The sequence below is a fragment of the Pseudomonas sp. PvP100 genome (assembly GCF_017833055.1).
GTDB lineage: Bacteria > Pseudomonadota > Gammaproteobacteria > Pseudomonadales > Pseudomonadaceae > Aquipseudomonas > Aquipseudomonas syringae.
The window spans coordinates 2,635,458-2,655,788 of record NZ_JAFIBO010000001.1 but is presented as its reverse complement, the minus strand read 5'-3'; the positions used below and the strand labels follow the sequence as shown (position 1 = coordinate 2,655,788).

The following is a 20,331-nucleotide window of genomic DNA, read 5'->3' as shown; positions in this document are numbered from 1 at the left end:
GAAACATGTCTTTCAATATCGGCCTTAGTGGGCTCTATGCTGCAAACAAAAGTCTCGACGTTACCGGCAACAACATTGCCAACGTCGCGACAACCGGTTTCAAATCGTCACGTGCCGAGTTCGCTGATCAATACGCTCAGTCGATTCGTGGTACTTCCGGCAATACCAGCGTCGGCAGTGGCGTGAGGACCGCTGCGGTTTCCCAGCAGTTCTCCCAGGGCAGCCTGACCACCGGAACAGCCAACAGTCTGGACCTTGCCATTAATGGCGACGGTTTCTTCATGATGAGCAATAACGGCGAGAAGCTGTACACCCGTGCCGGTGCATTCCACACCGACAAGGAAGGCTACGTCGTCAATAGCAGCAACATGAAGCTGCAGGGTTACAACGTTGACGCCAATGGCTCTGTCGTGACCGGCGCGCTCAGCGATCTGCGTGTGAACGCGTCCAACCTGGACCCCAAGGCAACGAGCACGATCACCAACTCCGCCAACTTGAACTCGACGACGCCATTACCGACCGTTGCGACGTTCGATGCGACCGACACCAAGAGTTACAACAACAAGTACAGCACCCCGACTTACGACACTCAGGGTAATGCTCACACCCTGGATCAGTATTTCGTCAAGACCGGCACCAATACCTGGTCGATGTATTCCCTGATGGACGGGCGCAGCATTTCCGATCCGACGTCTACAGCGCCGGACAAGAATGACCTGACGTTCGATTCCTCGGGCAACCTGGTGACCACCGCCGGCGCCGCTGTTCCTACTGACAGCGCCAACATCAAGTTCAATGCTGACGGTACGTTTGCCGTGAACAACTGGGTACCTGGCGTGCAGGTCGGTACTGGCACGACGGCCACTTGGGCAGCCAACGGCGCTGCTGGCGCAGCTTCGATCAAGCTGGACATGTCGTCCACTACCCAGACCGCTTCGGTATCGGGCCTGCTCAAGCAGGATCAGAATGGTTACGCCACTGGCCAGTTGAGCGGCATGAACGTCGACTCGAGCGGCAACCTGTTCGCCACTTACACCAACGGCAAGTCGCAGGTCATTGGCCAGACTTCGCTGACCAGCTTTGCCAACGTGCAGGGCCTGGCGCAGGCCGGCGGCACCAACTGGCGTGAAACGTTCGCTTCCGGCGTACCGGTGAGCGGCGCTCCACAGTCGGGTACGCTGGGTTACATCACCGGTCAGGCGCTGGAAGAATCCAACGTCGACCTGACCATGGAGCTGGTTAACCTGATCAAGGCGCAGAGCAACTATCAGGCTAACGCCAAGACCATTTCCACACAAAGCACCATCATGCAGACCACTATTCAGATGACGTAACAAACGTTGTTTGAACTGTATTGAAAAAGCCCCTGTAAAAGGGGCTTTTTTATGCCTGCCTGCCCAGTACGTTGTTATATCTTTTAGTGCTGAAAGTTACGGATTACTCCCGCACCCTACTTGGAAACTTCCTACGCACGATGATGTGAGAATAAAACTCATCTATGAATTGCCTTTGCGGCAAGGGAGTCCTCATGTCATTCAATACAGCGATCAGCGGTATTCATGCTGCCAATAAACGACTGGAAGTGGCGGGTAATAATATTGCCAACGTCGGTACTCTGGGTTTCAAGTCGTCCCGTGCGCAGTTTTCGGCTTTATATGCGTCCGCACAGCTGGGGGCCGGGCAGCACGCTGTCGGGGATGGTGTACGACTTGCTTCGGTGCAGCAGAATTTCAATCAGGGTGAAACCGTGATCAGTTCCGGCAATGCGCTGGATATGCGTATTCAGGGCAACGGTTTTTTCGTGGTCAGTGATCAGGGTTCGCTGGCCTATACGCGGGCCGGCGCCTTTTTGAAAGACGCTGCCAACTTTGTCGTCGACAGCGATGGCGGACGTTTGCAGGGGTATGCCGCAAACGATAAGGGCGAGATTGCCAGTGGTATCCGCACGGACTTGCAGATCGATACGTCCAACGTCGGTGCCAGGGCTACGACCACGGTGGCTGAAACTATCAATCTGGATGCCTCGCTGCCTTCGCTTGCTCGCTTGCCGACCTTCGACCCGGACGACCCCGCGACCTACACACGAGTCGCCACCCGGACCATCCAGGATGTGGGCATCACTCCGGTGCCCGCAGCCGATCATGAGCTCAAGCAGTATTTCGTCAAGACCGAGGCCAATCAATGGTCGATGTATGTGCTGGTGGACGGGCGCAATCCGGTGGATCCCGACAGCGTAGCGCCGCTGCAGGTAAGTCTTGAGCTCAAGCCTGACGGCTCGCTGTCGTACAGCGGCAATGATCAGCACCTGAGCAAAGTCTCGGACACCGAATTTGCCTTGCAGGGTTGGGTGCCTGCCGCGCAGGTCAATGGCGCTTGGGCGGCGAATGGCTCGCTGAACGGCGGGGCTGTTTCGTTGCCGTTGAACGATGCCGGGGCCAGTCTGCTCGATCCCGGTGATACGGTCATGCATCGGCCGGTTCCAGACTTCAATCCGGCAGACCTGAACACCTACAGCAGGATGTTCGGTAACCAGATCTTTGACAGTCAGGGCAACACTCATGAGCTGAAACAGTATTTCGTGAAGGACGGCACCAACAGTTGGCGCATGCACGCACTGATCGATGATCGAAACCCGCAGAACTCCGCGTCCACCACGCCGCTGACGGCGAACATCGTCTTCGATTCCCATGGCGCCGTTGCGTCGTTGACCGGCAGTCCTGGCCTGAGCAGCAATGGCACTCAGCTGAAACTCACTGGCTGGTCGCCTGTGATGGCGGTTGATCCTGGCACCGCCCGCGAGCGCTGGATATCCAACGGGGCGGCTGGCAGCGCTGACGGCATCACCATCGACTTCACCCGTCTGCTTCAGCACAACGCTACCAGTTCGCGCTCGGCTGCCTACGTGGATGGCCATTCGGCAGGCGAGCTGAAAAGTCTTGAAGTTGGCCGGGACGGCATTCTGCGTGCCGGGTTTGCCAATGGCATGACCAAGTCTATCGGTCAGGTGATGCTCGCCAGTTTCGCCAATCCGCATGGCTTGCAGCCGCGTAGTGATACACGCTGGACCGCCACCGCTGATTCCGGAGTGGCTGAATATGATGTGCCGGGCGTCGGTACGCTGGGCAGCATCGTCAGTGGCGCGCTGGAGGGTTCTAACGTCGTGCTGGCCGATGAGCTGATTGCGCTGATCCAGGCCCAGACAGCCTATCAGGCCAACTCGAAGGCGATATCCACCGAAGTGACGCTGATGCAGACGCTGATTCAGTCGACCTGATTACATCGAGCAGTCGGCTTTGATGAAGTGGCCTTTCAATCGTTTCCAGCCTGGGCCCGGGCTGGCCTGGGCGCAGACGATCCGGCTGTCGCCCTGCCATTTGTAATAGTGGGCGGGAGCGGCCTGAGAGAGCAGGGCAAAGGTCATCAGGCTCGCGCTCGCGATACCGATGATGCACGCACGAAAAGGCATGACGGTTCCCGATCAGGGTTGCGGTGTCGGCAAGATTATCACTGTCGATCCGGTTGTCAGCGCAGTTCGATGAAGTTTTTTTGGCGGTGTTTCCTGCCTGGCAAGCGGCAGGCGGCAGTCCGCCGCCGCTATTGGCTGGCGCTCTGTCCTCAGGTCATCGGCGAACACCAGTTTTTACTGGTTAATCAGGCATTTGTATCGAGCCTGACAAGTTGGTTCAAAAATTGCTTTAACCCTTTCAGAACAGCTACAGGCGGCAAGCGTCTGTCGGAGGAGGAAGACTGTGGACAAGTTGCTTTACGTCGCAATGAGCGGTGCATCCGAAAACGCGATCGCGCAAAAGGCTCATGCCAACAACCTGGCAAACGTCTCGACCAACGGTTTCATGCGTGACCTTGAACAGGCCCGCTCGATGCCGGTGTTTGGCGAGGTCATGCCATCGCGCGCCTACGCCATGAGCGAGCGTCCCGGTACCGACTTTTCCGCCGGTGCCATGGTGCAGACCGGTCGCGAGCTGGACATCGCCGTCAAGGGTGATGGCTGGATCGCCGTGCAGACGCCCGACGGCGGTGAAGCCTATACCCGCAGTTCCGGCATGAACATCGATGCTCTGGGCGTGTTGCGCGACGGCAGTGGTTTGCCGGTTATGGGCAACGGCGGTCCGATCGCCGTGCCGCCTCAGCAGCAGATCGAGATCGGCGCCGACGGCACGATCAGCATTCGTTCGCTGGGCGAAAGTCCGCAGGTGATGGCGCAGGTTGACCGCATCAAGCTGGTCAGGCCTGACCTGAAGACCATGGAGAAGGGCCCTGACGGCCTGATCCACACCAAGACCGGCCGGCCTGCCGACGCAGACGCCACCGTTCAGGTCGAGTCCGGCTTTCTGCAGGCGAGCAACGTCAATGCGGTCGAGGAAATGACCTCGGTACTGGCCTTGTCCCGTCAATTCGAATTGCACGTCAAGATGATGAAGACCGCCGAAGAAGACGATCAGTCTATGGCTCGCGTCTTGCAACTTGGCTAATCAATGACAGCTTGCGCCGACAAACCGGCGCTCGAGGAGAACACACATGCTTCCTGCACTATACGTCGCCAAAACCGGCCTTGCCGCTCAGGACACCAACCTGACCACCATCTCCAACAACCTGGCGAACGTCTCGACCACGGGTTTCAAGAGTGACCGTGCCGAGTTCCAGGACCTGCTGTATCAGATCAAACGCCAGCCGGGTGCTCAGTCCACTCAGGACAGCGAACTGCCTTCCGGCCTGCAACTGGGTACCGGTGTGCGCATTGTCGGCACGCAGAAGAACTTCACTGCCGGTAGCCTGCAGACCACCAACAACCCGCTGGACCTGGCGGTCAACGGTCGTGGTTTCTTTCAGGTGACCCAGCCGGACGGCACCATTGCCTACAGCCGTGACGGTACGTTTCACCTCGACGCCAACGGCCAGATCGTGACCGCCAACGGTTATGCCCTCGAGCCTGCGATTGTCGTTCCACAGAACGCCCAGACCTTCACCGTCGGCCAGGACGGTACTGTTTCCGTCACGCTGGCAGGTGCAACCGCTACGCCGCAGATCATCGGCAACATCCAGACTGCAGACTTCATCAACCCGGCCGGTCTGCAGGCCATGGGTGGCAACCTGTACCTGGAGACCGGTTCGAGCGGCGCGCCGCAGATCGGTACTCCTGGCCTTAACGGCCTGGGTCCGACCCTGCAGAACACCCTGGAAAACTCCAACGTCAGCACCGTTGAGGAACTGGTCAACATGATCACTACCCAGCGCGCTTACGAGATGAACTCCAAAGTGATCTCAACCGCTGACCAGATGCTGCAAAACCTGACGCAGAACCTGTAAGTCCTTGATGTCGCTGCTCGTAGAACCGCTCAATCCGATGGGGCGCCTGATAAGCGCCTGTTACACCGCGAGGTTTCAAGTGTCATGAACCGCCTTAGTGTTCCGCGTTTTTCAGTGTTGATCGCTTCATTGTGCGGGATCACCCTGCTGTCCGGCTGTGTTGCGCCGACGGCCAAGCCCAATGACCCTTATTACGCTCCGGTGTTGCCGCGTACGCCCATGTCGGCGGCTGCCAACAATGGCGCCATCTATCAGGCCGGTTTCGAGCAGAACCTGTACGGCGACCGCAAGGCCTTCCGTATTGGCGACATCATCACCATTACGCTTTCCGAGCGTATGGCGGCGAGCAAGGCGGCCACTTCGGCGATGTCCAAGAACAGCAACAACAGCATTGGTCTGACCTCGCTGTTCGGTTCGGGTCTGACCACCAACAACCCGATTGGCGGCAATGATTTGAGCCTCAACGCCGGTTACAACGGCGCGCGGACCACCAAGGGTGACGGCAAGGCAGCACAGAGCAACAGTCTGACCGGCTCGGTCACCGTGACGGTTGCGGATGTGCTGCCCAACGGCATTCTGGCGGTACGTGGCGAGAAGTGGATGACCCTCAATACCGGCGACGAACTGGTGCGGATTGCCGGTCTGGTCCGGGCTGATGACATCGCGACCGACAACACTGTGTCGTCCACCCGTATCGCTGATGCACGCATTACCTATTCGGGGACCGGAGCCTTTGCCGATACCAGCCAGCCAGGCTGGTTCGACCGGTTCTTCCTCAGCCCGTTGTTCCCTTTCTGATAGCGGGATAAACATGATCAAGCTCAAGCAACTGATAGCGGCGACCTTGTTGTTGTCCACAGCGTTCGGCGTCCACGCCGAGCGTCTGAAGGACATCGCGAGCATCTCCGGCGTGCGGGCCAACCAGTTGATCGGTTACGGTCTGGTCGTCGGTCTCAACGGTACAGGTGACCAGACCACCCAGACCCCGTTCACCCTGCAGACCTTCAACAACATGCTGTCGCAGTTCGGCATCAAGGTCCCGGCCGGTTCTGGCACCGTACAGTTGAAAAACGTTGCAGCAGTTGCGGTGTACGCAGATTTGCCAGCATTTGCCAAGCCAGGCCAGACGGTCGATATCACCGTTTCCTCGATCGGTAACTCCAAAAGCCTGCGCGGCGGTGCGCTGTTGATGACACCGATGAAAGGTGTCGACGGTAACGTCTACGCCATCGCTCAGGGCAACCTGGTGGTCGGCGGTTTCGACGCGGAAGGCCGTGACGGCTCGAAAATCACTGTCAACGTTCCGTCGTCGGGGCGCATTCCTGGCGGAGCGTCGGTCGAGCGTTCGGTGCCGAGCGGTTTCAATCAGGGCAATACCCTGACCCTGAACCTGAATCGCTCCGACTTCACCACTGCCAAGCGGGTTGTCGACAAGATCAACGAATTGCTGGGCCCGGGCGTCGCTCAGGCGCTGGACGGTGGTTCGGTGCGTGTGACCGCGCCGCTTGATCCGGGCCAGCGTGTCGACTACCTGTCGATTCTGGAAAACCTGGAAGTCGATCCGGGCCAGACCGCTGCCAAGGTCATCATCAATTCGCGGACCGGCACCATCGTCATCGGCCAGAACGTCAAGGTGTCGCCTGCTGCCGTGACCCACGGCAGCCTGACCGTGACCATCACCGAAGACCCGATCGTCAGCCAGCCGGGCGCATTGTCCGGTGGTCAGACTGCGGTCGTGCCACGCTCGCGGGTCAATGCCCAGCAGGAGTTGCACCCGATGTTCAAGTTCGGTCCAGGCACGACGCTGGATGAGATCGTTCGCGCGGTCAATCAGGTGGGCGCTGCGCCCGGTGACCTGATGGCCATTCTCGAAGCCCTTAAGCAGGCCGGCGCGTTGCAAGCCGACCTGATCGTGATCTGAGGATTCGAGCATGGATATGCCCAAGAGCGGAATTTCGTCGGCGGTCGATTCGGGTGCCTATACCGACGTCAACCGTCTGGCGTCGCTGAAGCATGGCGACAAGGACAGTGTGGAAAACCAGAAGAAAGTGGCCCGCGAGTTCGAGTCGCTGTTCGTCAGCCAGATGCTCAAGGCCATGCGCTCGGCCAACGAAGTGCTGGCCAAGGACAATCCGATGAACACCCCGGCCACGCGGCAGTATCAGGATATGTATGACCAGCAACTGGCGGTCACGCTGTCCACCCGTGGCAACGGTATCGGCTTGCAGGACGTGCTGATGCGCCAATTGTCGAAAGACAAGGGGATAAACCACGCCGCGCCGATCAATACGACCGACGCCGCCAAGGCTGCAACGGCCGCTATCGACGCTGCGCCAGCCAAGACCGGCCTGGCGACCAGTGTCTACCAGCGTCCGTTGTGGGCCACACGCTCGGTGGCTGCCGATCAGGCGGCGGCTGCGGCATCGGCGTCCGGAGAAGGGCGCAATGACATGGCGATGCTCAACTCGCGTCGTCTGTCCTTGCCCGCCAAGCTCACCGATCGCCTGCTGGCTGGCATCGTGCCTTCCGCTACAGCGGCGGTCAGCAACAGCCCGGTACCTGCTCGCGCGACAGCCGGCAGCACAGGCAACAACGGCGACTGGACTCTTGATCCGAACCTGGCACCCGCGCCGGAGTACGTGCGCTCCATGGCCCAGCCACCGCTGGCACCGGCCAAGCGTGCGTTCAGCAACGCCGACCAGTTCGTCGAAACCATGCTGCCACTGGCCAAGGAAGCCGCAGCACGAATCGGCGTCGACCCGGTCATGCTGGTGGCGCAGGCGGCACTGGAAACCGGTTGGGGCAAATCGATCATGCGTCAGCAGGACGGCAGCAGCAGTCACAACCTGTTCGGCATCAAGGCGGCGGGCAGCTGGAAGGGTGCCGAAGCACGCGCGATAACCAGCGAGTTCCGCGACGGCAAGATGGTCAAGGAAACGGCGGACTTCCGTTCCTACGATTCCTACGCCGACAGCTTCCACGACCTGGTCAGTCTGTTGCAGAACAACAGCCGGTATAAAGAAGTGGTCAATTCGGCCGATAAACCGGAACAGTTTGTAAAAGAATTGCAGAAGGCCGGCTACGCCACTGACCCGGACTATGCCAGCAAGATTTCGCAGATTGCGAAGCAGATGAAGAGTTACCAGACTTACGCCGCTGCAGCGGGCTCTTCCACGACTTTATAAGGTTTGACTCATGTCGCTGATTTCAATTGGGCTCTCAGGTATCAATGCCAGCAGTGCCGCGATCAACACCATCGGTAACAACACGGCCAACGTGGATACCGCTGGTTACTCGCGTCAGCAGGTGCTGACCACGGCGTCGGCGCAGATCGCTCTTGGTCAGGGTGTAGGCTACATCGGTACCGGCACTACGCTGTCCGACGTACGTCGCATCTACAACGGCTATCTGGACACCCAATTGCAATCGAGCACCGCCCTCAGCGCGGATGCAGTGGCTTATTCCGGTCAGGCCAGCAAGACCGATACATTGCTGTCCGACAGTGCGACGGGGATCTCCGTGCAGCTGGCGGACTTCTTCACCAAGATGCAGGGCATCGCCACCAGCGCCACGCAGTCGGCCGAACGCTCGTCGTTCCTGACCCAGGCTGGCGCGTTGAGCGCACGCTTCAACTCGGTGTCGTCGCAGTTGTCCACGCAGAACGACAACGTCAACACGCAGCTCGACACGTTCACCAAGCAGGTCAACGAACTGACCACCACCCTGGCGAGCCTGAACAAGCAGATTACACAAGCGTCGGCGGGCAACGCCACGCCGAACACCTTGCTCGATTCGCGCAGCGAGGCGGTTCGTAAGCTCAACGAGCTGGTCGGTGTGAAGGTTGTCGAGAACAACGGCAACTTCGACATCTATACCGGCACCGGACAATCACTGGTCAGTGGCGGCACGTCCTACAAGATGTCGGCCAGCCCGAGCCCGTCCGATCCGTTGCAGTACAACGTGCAGGTTGCCTACGGCCAGACCCAGACGGATGTGACCTCGGTGCTCACGGGTGGCTCGATCGGTGGTCTGTTGCGTTATCGCAACGAAGTGCTGGTGCCCGCGACCAATGAATTGGGCCGTACCGCGATGGTGCTGTCCGATCAGGTCAACAGCCAGATGAATCAGGGTATCGACAGCAAGGGTAACTTTGGTTCGAACCTGTACTCCAGCATCAACAGTGCGGATGCCATTACCCAGCGCAGCATCGGCAAAACCACCAACAGTGTCGGCTCCGGCAACCTCAACGTGACGATCGGCGACACCAGCAAGCTGACCGCCAACGATTATGAAGTGACGTTCAGCGACTCATCGAATTTCAGCGTGCGCCGCCTGCCCAACGGCGAGAGCGTGGGGGCCGGTTCGCTGGCTGACAATCCGCCCAAGCAGTTCGAAGGCTTCAGTGTGAGCCTCAATGGCAACACGCTGGCAGCCGGTGACAGTTTCAAGGTCATCCCGACACGCACTGGCGCGGCGGGGATTTCGGTGGCGCTGACCGATGCCAAGGACATTGCAGCTGCGGCGCCCCTGACGGCAACGGCGGGTAGCAGCAACTCCGGCACCGGTGGCTTCACTCAGCCGGTGCTGAACACCAAGTCCAATATATACGACAGCACCCAGACCGCTGACCTGCGTAATGCGCTCAAATCCTCCACCCCGATGAAACTGGTGATGGGTGCTGCGAATAGCAGCGGCGTGCAGAGCTACACCCTGATCAATGCGAGTGGCGGTGCGGTGCTTGACCAGAATGGCAACGCCGTCGGCGGTTCGATCATTCAGGGCCAGGCCAACACGGTCAAGTTGAACGTTGGCTACACTGACACTACGACGACGCCAAGCAGCAAAACCGCTTTTGAACTGCAAATGACTATCTCCGGCTCGCCGGTTGCCAATGACACGTTCAGCATTGGCATGACCGGTGGTGGCTCGTCCGATAACCGCAATGCGTTGGCGGTGGCAGGTCTGCAGACCGCCAAGACTGTCGGCGTCATCAACGGTGGTGTGGGCACCAGCCTGTCCGGTGCGTATGCAAGTACGGTATCTGTGGTAGGTACGTTGGCCAGCCAGAGCAAGAACGATGTGACCGCCACTGCGGCCGTGGTCAGCCAGGCCAAGTCGTCGCGTGATTCGGTCTCGGGTGTATCGCTCGACGAAGAAGCGTCCAACCTGATCAAGTACCAGCAGTACTACACCGCCTCTTCGCAGATCATCAAGGCGGCACAAACCATTTTCAGCACGCTGATCAACAGTCTTTAAGGAATCGTGAGCCATGCGTATCTCGACTACCCAGTTCTTCGAATCCACGAACACCAATTATCAGCGTAACTATTCGAACCTGAACAAGACCAGCGAAGAGGTCTCCAGCGGCATCAAGCTCAATACCGCGGGCGATGATCCGGTGGGTGCGGCGCGCGTACTGCAACTGGCCCAGCAGAACTCCATGCTGACCCAGTACGAAACCAATATCGGCACGATCAATACCAACGTTGTGACTACCGAAACGACCCTGACCAGCATCATCGACACGATGCAGGCTGCGCGTGAGCAGATCGTCTCGGCGGGCAGTGGCGCCTTTACCGACTCCGACCGTCTCGCCAAGGCTTCGGCGCTCAAGCAGTACCAGAGCCAGATTCTGGGCTTGATGAATAGCCAGGACCCGAATGGTCAGTACATATTTTCTGGTTCCAAGGCGTCGACGCCACCGTACGCGCAGAACGCTGACGGCTCTTACAGCTACAAGGGCGACCAGACCAGCGTCAATCTGGCGGTGGGCGACGGCCTGGTAATGGCCAGCAATACCACAGGTTTCGAGGCCTTCGAGCAGTCGGTCAACACCACCCGTACGTCTGCCACGCTGCTTTCGCCTGCAACCGATGACGGCAAGATCGGCCTCAGCGGTGGTCTGGTGACGTCCACTCCGACCTATAACGCCAGCTACCAGGGCGGCGAGCCGTACACGCTGACCTTTCTCAGCGGCACGCAGTTCAAGATCACTGACGCCAGTGGCACTGACGTGAGTTCCGATACGTCGTCGGGTGGCAAGTTTTCCCACGGCTCGTTCGATGCCCAGACGTTCACCTTCCGCGGCGTGGAAATGACCCTCAACGTCAACCTGCCAGCCGCTGACCGGGTCTCGGACGCTACCGCCGATGCGGCGCTGACCAATCGCAGCTACCAGCTGGCATCGACACCGGACAGTGTTTCCACCGCGCGCAGCGCCGGCAATACGTCAACGGCGACCGTCAGCAGCTCTGCCGTGGGCAATACCGCTGCGGACCGGGCCGCGTTCAACAATACCTTCCCGACAGAAGGCGCGATCCTCAAGTTCACCAGTCCGACCGATTACGACTTGTATGCTGCGCCATTGACCAGCAGCAGCAAGCCAGTGTCCAGCGGCACCATGACCGGTTCGACGGCCAATGCTTCAGGGGTGAACTTCAATATCAGCGGCACACCGGCTGCCGGCGACCAATTCATCGTCGAATCCGGCACACACCAGACCGAGAACATCCTGAATACGCTGACAGCGGCGATCAAAGCCCTGTCGACGCCCACCGATGGCAACCTGGTAGCTTCGCAGAATATGACGGCGGCGCTGAACTCTGCACTGGGCAACATGAGCAGTGCCATCGAACAGGCCTCTACGGCACGTTCCAGCGGCGGCGCGCGTCAGCTGGCGGCAACCGCCCAAGGCACGACCAACGATCTGCTCAAAGGTAACAACACCACTGAGCAAGGCACTTACGTAAACGCCGATATCGTCGAGGCGACCACCCGCCTGACATTGCAGAAAACCATGCTGGACGCTTCTCAGCAGGTGTTTACCATGCTATCCAAGTTGAACCTGTTCAGTCAGCTTTGAGTTCTGACGTTGAGCATCCGCCGTCTTTTTTCAGCGGTGAGGGGGGCCACTCGACTGATGGGTCCCCAGCCGCTCGCGAGTCAGTCATAGTGAATTCAGTCCCTCTCGTCAGTATTGTCATTCCCTCCCTCAATCCGCGTTTTTTCCGCGCAGCGCTGCAAAGTGCGCTGGACCAGGTCTACGACAATCTCGAAATCATCGTCTGTGATGATTGCCGTAGCGACGAGATCAAGGCGATTTTCGACGAACTGGTGGCTCCCGACAGCGACCGGGCCCGTTACCTGCGCAACCCTCAGCGCCTGGGGTTTCAGGGCAACCTGCTCAAGGGGCTGGAGCAGGCGAGCGGCGAGTACATCAAGTTTCTCTGTGACGACGACCGCCTCTATAACTACTGCATTGCGTATCAGGCGCAAACCCTTGATGCCTACAAGGACGTCCAACTCGTCGTCAGCAAGCGCCATCTGGTGGATGTCGATGATTATGTCTTGCCGGCCCGCATGGAAAACGTCGGCCTCGTGCCCTACGACGCCGTGTTCAAGGGCGAGGACATGCTGGCGATTTTCGAGCGCACGCCGCGCAATTATCTGGGCGGTTTCAGTGGTGCGCTGATGCGTCGCGCCGATGTCCAGGAGTACCTGCCGTCCATTGCGCTGCCGCAAGGTTTCGTCGCGCTGCTGGATTTCACGCTGTTTATCTGCCTGCTGCGACGCGGCAATCTGGTGGTGCTGCACAGTATCCAGAGCACCGAACGCCTGCATCCGGGGCGCTTCAGCAGTCAGGGCGATATGCACCAGAAAGCCACCACCGAATGGGGCTGGCTGAACGAAATGCTCAAGGCGCGTAGCGGCGAAGACGCACCGGCTCAGGGCTGGGTGCGTTTTCTGCCTCTGCGCCGCGCGCACGAAGAGCCGCGCGAGTGGGATGAGGTCGGCCTTTACGGGGTGATGGCTGGTCGCCAGGGCATCATGATGAGCCGCGTTGGCAGCAGCAGTGACAGCTATGCAGAGCTTTACGCCGAATGGCTGTCCTGCCGCCGGTTTTCCGAGCCGCAAAAAAAACTGCTGGAACAGCGCATCGTCAGTTGGGCCTGGCAGCCACGTATCGTGCCGGTGATCATCGATGCGGATGGCGATGCCGAGGCCCTCGATATCACCTTGCGCAGCCTGGCCGAACAGGACTATGCCGCAGACTCGGTGGTGGTGCTGACCAACGCCAGTGTCGACGATCCGCAGGTGTTGCGTTTTTCTCTGCAGCCGGACTGGGCTCGGCAACTGAACGAAGTATTGCCATTGCTGGACAGTGCCGACTGGGTCTACCTGTTGCGCGCCGGTGACCGGTTGACGCAGCCAGCGTTGTTGATTCTGGCCGAGCGTATCGCCCAGATCCCCGGGCTGCTGTGTGTCTACAGCGACGAAGGCGCGCTGGTCGAGGACGAGTCCAGAGAGCCGATTTTCAAACCCGGCTTCAACCTGGACCTGCTGCGTGCCTACCCTTATGTCGGGCGCACGCTGGCGTTCGAACGTCGAAATCTGCTCGACATGGGCGGTTTCGATCCGGCCTTCGATGAACTCGCCCCGCACGATGTGATCTGGCGTCTGGTCGAAGGGGCCGGGCCACAGAGCATCGAGCACATCGCCGAAGTGCAGGTCGAGTCGCGTCTGGCATTCGCTGACTGGCTGTCACTGCCTGGTGTCATCAAGCACAGCGAGCCTCTGGTTGCAGCCCACCTGTCACGGATCGGCAGGGAACACGTGATTCATCACGATCAGTTGCCGTTGCTCAATCGCATCGAGTACGTTCACCCGTCGCAGCCTCTGGTCTCGATCATCATCACCGCCAGGGATCAACTGGGCGCCCTGGAGCGCTGCATAGACAGTTTGCTCAGCAACACCACCTACCCGAATTACGAAGTCCTGATCGTCGACAACGCCAGCGAAAGCGCCGAAGCGCGGGCATGGTTCACGGCGATGAGTGAGCTGGGCAGCGACAAGTTGCGGATTTTTTCCCTGTCCGCAGCAGGCAGCGAGGCAGCCGCCCAGAATCATGCCGCCGGTCAGGCGCGTGGCGATTATCTGCTGATGCTCAGCGCCTATGCCCTGATCCATCAGGCGGACTGGCTGCAGGGGCTGATGCACCATGCCCAGCGCCCCGAGGTCGGGATCGTCGGTCCACGTATCCTCAATCCGCAAGGCAATATTCTGTACGCAGGCATGGTCATGGGCATGGATGGCCTGGCCGGTCGGCCGTTCATCAATTTCCCTGCAGGTGCCAGTGGCTACATGCAGCGCCTGCAATTGACCCAGAACTGGAGTGCGGTCAGCGGCAATTGCCTGATGGTGCGCAAGGAGGTGTTCGACGCCGTCGGCGCACTGGAGGCGGCGACCTTCACGCAGGGGCTGCAGGATCTGGACCTGTGCATGCGCGTCGGGCACGAGGGTTACCTGATCGTCGGTACCCCGGATTCATCGCTGGTACTGGCCGAGCCTGCTGCCGCCGAACGTAACGAGACGTCTCGTCAGGTACTCGACAACGAGCAGAAATCATTCTTCCAGAAGTGGCTGCCGAAGATGGCCAGGGATCAGGCCTACAACCCCAACCTGTACCTCAACGAGGCGCTGTCGTTCACTCTGGACCCTGGTCTGCTGGCGGGCTGGAGCCCGTTCTGCACCCGGCATCTGCCGTCCATTTTCGGTATGGCGGTCAACTCCTCGGCGGTGGGGCACTACCGGGTCAGCCAGCCACTGCTGGAGTTGATGGCGGCCGGGCGGGTGGTTGGCCGAATGACTTACGAGACCGCAACACCGGTCGAAATAGAGCGCCAGTCGCCGGATGTCATCGTTTTCCAGGGCCGTTACACAGAAGCCAAGGTTCCGGACATCGAGCTGGCGAAGAACTACTCCAGTGCCATGCGTATTTTCGAGCTCGATGACTATATCGCCGATGTCCCCGAGCGCAACGAGCACAAGCGCAATATGCCGGACAACATTGGCGCCATGCTGCGCAAGGGCATAGGCTTGTGTGACCGTGTGGTGGTATCGACTCACCCGCTGGCCGAGGCGCTGTCGAGCATGCACAGCGACATTCGCGTCGTGCCGAACATGCTGGCGACCCACTTGTGGAGTAACCTCCGGACCCAGCGTCGCAGCTCGGACAAGCCGCGAATCGGCTGGGGCGGCGGCACCAGCCATCGGGGGGACCTGGAGCTGATTGCCGATGTGGTGCGCGAACTGGCTGATGAAGTCGAGTGGGTGTTCTTCGGCATGTGCCCGGATCTGCTCAAGCCCTACATCCATGAGTTCCATCCAGGGGTCAGCCTGAAAACCTACCCGGCCAAGCTCGCCAGCCTGAACCTTGATCTGGCCTTGGCACCGCTGGAATTCCATATTTTCAATGACTGCAAAAGCAACCTCAGGTTGCTGGAGTACGGCGCCTGCGGCTATCCGGTGATCTGTTCCGACACCGAGGCGTATCGCGGCCATCTGCCGGCGACCCGGGTGTACACCAACAGCTCGGAAGAATGGTTGCAGGCGATCCGCATGCACTTGTCCGACCCCAATGCCAGCTACCGCATGGGCGACGAGTTGCGCGAGACAGTACTGCGTGACTTCATGTTGCGCGGCGAAAACCTGCAGTATTGGGCCAACGGCTGGTTGCCGGACTGATCCGATCCGTTTGAACACGCACCAGCGGGTTGTCCGCTGGCACGGTCACGCTACGCTCTTGCTTCAACGCCCGCTGCGGTTGAAGGCGCAATCGATTCGTTATAAGGAAAGATCATGCAAAGCCATTCGGGAAATGAACACACCGCTTTGAATCAGCGTCTGACCCTGCTGTTGATGGCCAGGGACCAGCCAGACTTCCTGCGCCGCGCCTTGAAGTATTACAGCCAGTTTCCGTGCACCCTCATAGTGGTCGATGCGTCAGCCCAGCCTGATGCGGAGATTGCCGGCACAGCCGGCCTGCATTACCTGCACAGTGACGCGCTGGCCAGTGCCAGCCTTGGCGTCAGGGTCGCCGAGGGGCTCAAGCAGGTGACCACGCCCTTCGTGGTTCAGGCTCCGGTCGACAGTTTTCTGCTGCCTGATGCACTGAGCGCAGCGCTGAGCTTTCTTGAGGCCAACCCCACCTACGGCGTCTGTCAGGGCTACAGCCTGAGCTATCAGGCGCAGGTCGGTCAGGTGGACTATTTCCGTCGCGATCGCAAAACCTGCGAAGACTATGCCGCGGATGACGCGGGTGAGCGGGTTCTGGGTTTCATGAGTGAAAGCCTGTCGCTGCTCAGCGCAGTGACGCGCACGGAGCTGGCGCAGCAGTGGTTCACTTCGGTTACCGATGACACCGAGCCGCACTGGCAGGAAATCGGCCATATGAACTATCTGGTTGCGGCGGCCCGCCTGCGCATCCTGCCAATCGCTTATGCACTGCACTTCACCTCGGGCAAGCAGGCCGAGCTACGCCATGGCGCGGCCATTGCCGCCGCCGTCAGGCACACTGATCCCAAGGCCAGGGCCGCCCGCGATGCGTTCGCCAAAAAACTGGTCGCGCTGCTCGGTGAGGGCTCGGGCTTCGACGGCGCGCAGGGCGAACAGAAGATTCAGGCCGGTCTTGCCGCCATGGGCGAGTGCCTCAAGACCCAGGGCTTCCAGGGCGATGAGAAAATCATCAGTGCGGTGTGGAATGTCGGCCTTGAGCAATCGGACGCGCTCTTCGAGCCTCGCCAGTTCGTCGAAATGCCGTTTTACAACCAGGCACTGTTCGAAGAGCTGGCCAGAATCGAATTCCTCATCCATCTGATGCCAGCGGGCCGTTTGCAGCTGGAAGGGCTGGAAGCAGCGCTGCTCAAGCAGGCCGAGTTGTTGCGCGAGCAGAGCAACCCGGACGCCGAGGCGCGCATCAGCCGCTTGTGGTACGCCTACGAAACCTACGCTTTCAACCTCGGCGTCGTGAAGAGCCTGATCGCGGAATTGATCAGCGGCAAAGGCAAGGACAGCGAAAAGCAGATCGAACAGGTTTCGGCGTGGAGTCAGCGTCTGCAGGCGGCATCCGCTTTCGACAATGGTCGGCTGCTCGATAGCATGGCTTCCGGTCAACTGCTCAACTGGCTCGATTCGCGCGATCCGGCGCCTGAGGCCCTCAAGCAGATCAGCGACAAGCTCGCCAGCAAACCGGCCGGGTCGCAGATCGGTATCCTGTTGCTGGACCTTGAGGCTGACGTATTCAAGCTGCAGTCCACGTTCGACAGCCTGATCAACAGTCATTACAAGGCCTTCAGGGTGGTGGTGTTCACCACCGGGGAATTGCCAGCAGTGACCACGCTGCACAATACCCTGCACTTTGTGAAAGTCACCGAAAGCAATTACGTCGACAAGATTAATCAGGTCGTCAAACAGTCGCCCAGCGACTGGCTGATGCTAGCGCAGGCCGGCGAAGAGTTCACCCGCAGCGGTCTGCTGCTGGCCAGCGCCGAGCTGATCGATGCGACGCAGTGCCGGGCTGTTGCAGTGGATGAGGTTCAGCGTCAAGCCAATGGCACGCTGGCCCCGGTGTTTCGCCCTGGTTTCAACCTTGATCTGCTGCAAAGCCTGCCAGCATTGATGGCTCGTCACTGGCTGGTGCGTCGCGAGTTGCTGGTCGAGGCGGGTGGTTACTCGCGCGAGTTTCCCGAGGCGCTGGAATTCGATCTGTTGCTGCGCTTGATCGAGCAGGGCGGCATGAGTGGCCTGGCCCATCTGAGCGAGCCGCTGCTGATCTGTGATGCGCCCGAGCTGAAAGACAATCCGGACGAACAGAAAGCGCTCAAGCGCCACCTTGGCAAGCGCGGTTATCAGGCTGAAGTCAGCTCGGCGCAGCCTGGCACCTACAAGATCGATTATCGCCACGCCCACCGGCCGGTGGTTTCGATCCTGCTGCACAGCCAGGACAACCTCCCCGAATTGCAGCGCTGCCTGCAAAGCATTCTGCAACGCACCCGCTATCAGCGTTATGAAGTGCTGATCGGTGACAACGCCAGCACTTCTGCCGAACTGTCGACCTGGCTTGACCGGCAGGAGCAGGTGTCGGGTCGGGTGCGGGTGTTCCGTACCGAACAGCGCATGAGTCCCGCGACCCTGCGCAATCTGATCAGCCAGGAAGCCGGTGGCGAATACCTGATCCTGCTGGATGCCGAAAGTCAGATCGTCAATGTCGGCTGGATCGAATCACTGCTCAACCAGGCGCAGCGCCCGGAAGTGGGTGTGGTAGGCGCCAAGCTGGTGGATGGCGAAGGCGCAGTGACTCAGGCCGGTCTGGTGCTGGGTCTGAATGGCGGTGTGGGTTCGGGGTTTGTCGGTGAGCCCAAGACCGCCACCGGCTACATGCAGCGTCTGGTGGTCGAGCAGAACTACTCTGCCGTGTCATCGGCCTGCCTGATGATTGCCAAGGAGCTGTACAACACAGTGGGTGGTCTTGATGAGGAGGCATTCGCCGAAGCGCTGGGCGATGTCGACCTGTGCCTCAAGGCTGCGCAAGCCGGCTACCTGACCGTATGGACGCCGCATGTGCAGGTGGTGCATTCCGGTGTGCTGCATGCCCCGCAGCAGGCGCGCGAAGCATTGATGGACAAGTGGTCAGCGCAGTTCGCGCAGGATGAAGCCTACAACGTCAATCTGGATCTCCACGGCAAAGGCTTCACTCTGGCCGTTTGAGTCGTTCACCCCCGTAAAACCGGCTGCTTCGCGGCCGGTTCGTCACTTTGAAGGCTTCTTCGCAGGAAGCTGCCGGCAAGCATCAAGTGCATGTTCCCTCGACGCAAATTATCCTAAAGCATGCACACGGGAGTGACCTGCGGGTCATAAAGTGCATCTCCACTGTATTGTTTTACAGGGAGCGACATGCGCCTGACTTGCTTTAACCTGCCAAGCGCCCTGAAAATGTCCGTAAATCACCCCTATTCGGTAGCGCCCCGATTTCGTCGGGACGAAAAATGACCTGTTTACTCATCGGGAAGCCATGATGATTGGCATTAAAAGCATAGCGAGCTACGTGCCTGTTGCAGGTGTTGATAACTACGCTCAAGGCGCCAGATTCGGCAAGGATGAAGAATTCATCCTTGGGAAAATCGGCTCCACCTTCCTGCCGCGCAAAGACGCCGGCCAGGAAACCTCGGATCTGTGCGTTGAGGCAGCCAACACGCTGTTTGCCAATAACCCGCAGCTCAAGCGCGAAAGCATCGATGTGCTGATCGTCGTCACCCAGAATGGCGACGAGGAAGGGCTGCCGCATACCGCAGCCATCGTTCAGGACAAGCTGGGGCTGTCGACCAACGTCGCTGCATTCGACATATCGCTGGGCTGTTCCGGCTATGTGTACGGCATTTATGCGATCAAGGGCTTCATGGAGGCGGCAGGCTTGAAAAATGGCCTGTTGATCACTGCCGATCCGTATTCGAAAATTGTCGATCAGGAAGACCGCAACACCACCATGCTGTTCGGTGACGCGGCGACAGCCACCTGGATGGGCGAGGGTGCCGAATGGCAGCTGGGCAAGGCGAAGTTCGGTACCGATGGTTCCGGTGCGCCACATCTGAAGGTCAGTAACGGCATTTTCTTCATGAACGGTCGTCAGGTGTTCAACTTCGCACTGTTGAAAGTGCCGGCGCATCTGCATGAGCTATTGGCCGAGTCGGATCTGACTCCAGACGATATCGATGCCTTCTGTATTCATCAGGGCAGTGCCGCGATCGTCGATGCGGTCGCGCGGCGCTTCGAGGACAAGCCTGAGAAGTTTCTCAAGGACATGGTCGAAACCGGCAACACCGTGTCCTCCAGTATTCCGTTGCTGATCGAAAAGCATGTGCTTGGCTCTTCGTGGAAGCGGGTCGCCTTGAGTGGCTTTGGTGTGGGACTTTCCTGGGGCTCTGCAATTATCTATAAAGACTGAGTTCGACTCGTCTTACAAAGAACGCCTGCGGATAACTCCCCGGGCGTTTTTAAATTAAACTGTGATCTCCGTCACATTTTGAACTTCGCTACGCAACACGCTTGCCTCACCCTGTTTCTCACTGTCATCAATTCCTCTCTTTTTCGTCGTGTGATTTTGCCCCAAACCCTTGTTTTATAAGGGGTGTCACGGTGATGGCAAAATATTAAAAAAAAACACTCAAGCAA

General features: G+C 59.3%; 13 protein-coding genes. 12 read left to right on the top strand and 1 reads right to left on the bottom strand.

The annotated features are described in order from the left end of the window. The first annotated feature begins 5 nt into the window (after nucleotides 1-5). Both flgE and JOE39_RS11190 read left to right on the top strand, forming a co-directional pair. Nucleotides 6-1,334 carry a flagellar hook protein FlgE gene (gene flgE / locus JOE39_RS11195; protein ID WP_003422150.1) on the top strand — a complete coding sequence of 443 codons (1,329 nt, stop codon included), beginning with the start codon at nucleotides 6-8 and terminating at the stop codon, nucleotides 1,332-1,334. Between the two features lie 194 nt (nucleotides 1,335-1,528). Next, on the top strand, nucleotides 1,529-3,274 hold the full coding sequence (locus JOE39_RS11190; RefSeq protein WP_024663991.1) for a flagellar hook-basal body complex protein: 1,746 nt from the start codon (nucleotides 1,529-1,531) through the stop codon (nucleotides 3,272-3,274). Here JOE39_RS11190 and JOE39_RS11185 read toward each other — a convergent pair whose 3' ends face one another. Beyond that, on the bottom strand, nucleotides 3,275-3,466 hold the full coding sequence (locus JOE39_RS11185; RefSeq protein ID WP_003316783.1) for a hypothetical protein: 192 nt from the start codon (nucleotides 3,464-3,466) through the stop codon (nucleotides 3,275-3,277). It abuts the gene before it with no gap. A 283-nt stretch (nucleotides 3,467-3,749) separates the two neighbouring features. Between JOE39_RS11185 and JOE39_RS11180 the strand changes: the two genes are divergently transcribed. From JOE39_RS11180 to JOE39_RS11135, 10 genes are all read left to right on the top strand, one after another. Next, complete coding sequence (locus tag JOE39_RS11180) at nucleotides 3,750-4,490, top strand: flagellar basal body rod protein FlgF (RefSeq protein WP_003316785.1); 741 nt, start codon at nucleotides 3,750-3,752, stop codon at nucleotides 4,488-4,490. Between the two features lie 46 nt (nucleotides 4,491-4,536). Continuing rightward, entirely contained in the window at nucleotides 4,537-5,325 is a 789-nt protein-coding gene (flgG, locus tag JOE39_RS11175) for a flagellar basal-body rod protein FlgG (RefSeq protein ID WP_003404338.1), read from the top strand. Nucleotides 5,326-5,409: 84 nt separating this feature from the next. Continuing rightward, nucleotides 5,410-6,123 carry a flagellar basal body L-ring protein FlgH gene (gene flgH, locus JOE39_RS11170; RefSeq protein ID WP_003316787.1) on the top strand — a complete coding sequence of 238 codons (714 nt, stop codon included), beginning with the start codon at nucleotides 5,410-5,412 and terminating at the stop codon, nucleotides 6,121-6,123. A gap of 13 nt (nucleotides 6,124-6,136) precedes the next feature. Continuing rightward, complete coding sequence (locus JOE39_RS11165; protein ID WP_003347335.1) at nucleotides 6,137-7,246, top strand: flagellar basal body P-ring protein FlgI; 1,110 nt, start codon at nucleotides 6,137-6,139, stop codon at nucleotides 7,244-7,246. A gap of 10 nt (nucleotides 7,247-7,256) precedes the next feature. Further along, the gene (flgJ, locus tag JOE39_RS11160; RefSeq protein WP_024663992.1) at nucleotides 7,257-8,510 is read left to right on the top strand and encodes a flagellar assembly peptidoglycan hydrolase FlgJ; all 1,254 of its coding nucleotides are present in this window, start codon (nucleotides 7,257-7,259) and stop codon (nucleotides 8,508-8,510) included. 10 nt (nucleotides 8,511-8,520) lie between these two features. Continuing rightward, a complete protein-coding gene (flgK, locus tag JOE39_RS11155) occupies nucleotides 8,521-10,581 on the top strand; it encodes a flagellar hook-associated protein FlgK (RefSeq protein WP_003391318.1) in 2,061 nt (686 codons plus the stop codon). 13 nt (nucleotides 10,582-10,594) lie between these two features. Beyond that, nucleotides 10,595-12,187 carry a flagellar hook-associated protein 3 gene (locus JOE39_RS11150; protein ID WP_017279332.1) on the top strand — a complete coding sequence of 531 codons (1,593 nt, stop codon included), beginning with the start codon at nucleotides 10,595-10,597 and terminating at the stop codon, nucleotides 12,185-12,187. Nucleotides 12,188-12,276: 89 nt separating this feature from the next. Then, nucleotides 12,277-15,849, top strand: coding sequence for a glycosyltransferase (locus tag JOE39_RS11145; RefSeq protein WP_210077367.1), 3,573 nt, complete (start codon nucleotides 12,277-12,279; stop codon nucleotides 15,847-15,849). Nucleotides 15,850-15,963: 114 nt separating this feature from the next. Then, nucleotides 15,964-18,870: a TIGR00180 family glycosyltransferase gene (locus JOE39_RS11140; protein WP_024663994.1), complete on the top strand. Its 2,907-nt coding sequence runs from the start codon at nucleotides 15,964-15,966 to the stop codon at nucleotides 18,868-18,870. Nucleotides 18,871-19,177: 307 nt separating this feature from the next. After that, nucleotides 19,178-20,104 carry a ketoacyl-ACP synthase III gene (locus JOE39_RS11135; protein WP_010425391.1) on the top strand — a complete coding sequence of 309 codons (927 nt, stop codon included), beginning with the start codon at nucleotides 19,178-19,180 and terminating at the stop codon, nucleotides 20,102-20,104. Nucleotides 20,105-20,331 lie beyond the last annotated feature (227 nt).